2 protein-coding genes are annotated in these 1,784 nt (G+C 28.9%); both read right to left on the minus strand.

Annotated features, from left to right (window positions below):
- Positions 1-1,356: 1,356 nt before the first annotated feature.
- The gene (locus ACI3VO_RS01215; RefSeq protein ID WP_439756155.1) at positions 1,357-1,482 is read right to left on the minus strand and encodes a hypothetical protein; all 126 of its coding nucleotides are present in this window, start codon (positions 1,480-1,482) and stop codon (positions 1,357-1,359) included.
- 84 nt (positions 1,483-1,566) lie between these two features.
- Positions 1,567-1,695, minus strand: coding sequence for a hypothetical protein (locus ACI3VO_RS01220; RefSeq protein ID WP_439756156.1), 129 nt, complete (start codon positions 1,693-1,695; stop codon positions 1,567-1,569).
- Positions 1,696-1,784 lie beyond the last annotated feature (89 nt).

Below are 1,784 nucleotides of genomic sequence, written 5' to 3' on the forward strand. Positions count from 1 at the left end.
GAAAATCCTAAGTTTCTGGTGCTAGAGTATTTTGAAGAGATTCAGAATTGTCTAACATTTTATTTAAGTCTATCTCAGAAACTTCAAGAATGTATACTAAATCTTTTATTTTAGCTATTAAATGAGAATAATCTGCAAAAGATAAATACTATCCATATTTTGGGGTACTACTTTGCCAGTTATATATAGGAGTAGTAGAGATAGCTAATCTAGTAATCTTATCTGATTCCTACTCCACGTTTATATTATCATCTGTTCTCCAAGTTTTTACTACATTAGCAGTCTATGATGACAATGAATATTTATTTTCTCCAGTAAGCTAATTAAAATTTCTAATCTTCAAAGCATCGCCAAGTAAATACGACAAATAATCATCAAAGTGATTTAAAATAAGATTAGCACTATAAGCTTCTAGAGTTATTCTAGCTCGTTCTTTATCTGCCTAAGAATTAGATATGTCCAGAGATCGGTTATATAGTTGTCTAAGTTCTTCGGCGGTCTTATTGCTAAAAGATAGAAATTCTCCTGCCTATCTCTATACTATATCAAAGTACTCCGAATTTTTAAGACCTTTTCCATCCTATATATATAGTGGCATTTTCTAGTTAAATTTCAATCCCTAAAATTTAACATTTTCTCCCTAACTATTAATTACTTTTAGATAATCGATTACCTTCTTAAATAGCTATTCCTAGTACTATCTTATATTACTATTAAGTTCAGCATCAGAAGTAACTAATCCCAAACTCTATCCAGAAATAGAACCTCTATTTACAAACAGTACATCAAATAAATGCTAGTTTAAATCTTGAATAAATTTAGTTTTAGCTTCATTAGCTCTTCCAAAGGCATTATCAATAAAAGCAATAGAAGCATCTTTCCTTATTCTTACCTATTCAGTATCTACTAGATTATCTGTACTGAAATCTAATAGATTAAGATTAGGAAGATTTGGGTTAAGTAATATATCTCTAGTCTAATTCTCAGAGAAAAAAGTTCTATCTATTTCTCCTAGCTAGTATCTATCAAATCTTTCCTAAATAGTTTTTATTACAGAGTCAATATTATCCTAATTAACCTCATAATCCATCTATATTTGCTTATACTAATCAAATACTTTCTATTTAAGTTCAGATTGTAATTCAGTAATAGGTAAACCCTCCTTTAAGGCTTTACTCTTAGCCCTAGAATAGGAGAGTAAAGCCGAATTAACGGAGGTCTATATCTATTTTAAAGTTCTATCATCTATTCCACATTTCATTAGAATTGAATTTTAATAGTTATTGGACAACTATCTTCTGATAGTTTTCTAGCTGCCATATTATTAATTGCAATCAAATCATCTATTATATCTTGCTAAGAATCGTCTACTTCAACATTTTTTAAGTCCTCTATTCTACCATCATCTGGCACAAATAAATTATTTGCTGTGTCAAGGAAATGAGTAATATCAGGACTATTATATAAATCTTCTACATCCATATCATAAGATATTATATCCTATAACATTTTCTTAGCCTCTCCTATATACTCAGTAAAGTTATTTTCATTAATGTGTAGTTGGAGCTAATCTTCAGTATTAGGACTAACAAATTCTAAAGTCTTATCATTTACATTAAAATTGCCAGTAGTAGTAAAGGAAGAATTATTATACATACCATTAACTCCAATTTCAGCTACTCCTCCATTATCCACATAAGATTGAATATCTCCATCACTAATATAAAGACTTGATATTCCCTATATCTTCTAATTAGAATACAGAATCTTGCCATTTATTATTA

Origin of the sequence: Intestinibacter sp., assembly GCF_051866655.1 — a bacterium.
GTDB lineage: Bacteria > Bacillota > Clostridia > Peptostreptococcales > Peptostreptococcaceae > Intestinibacter.

Excerpts from the sequence above, each read along its gene's own strand:
- ACI3VO_RS01215 (WP_439756155.1), bottom strand. The coding sequence starts at position 1,482 with ATGGATGTAGAAGATTTATATAATAGTCCTGATATTACTCATTTCCTT.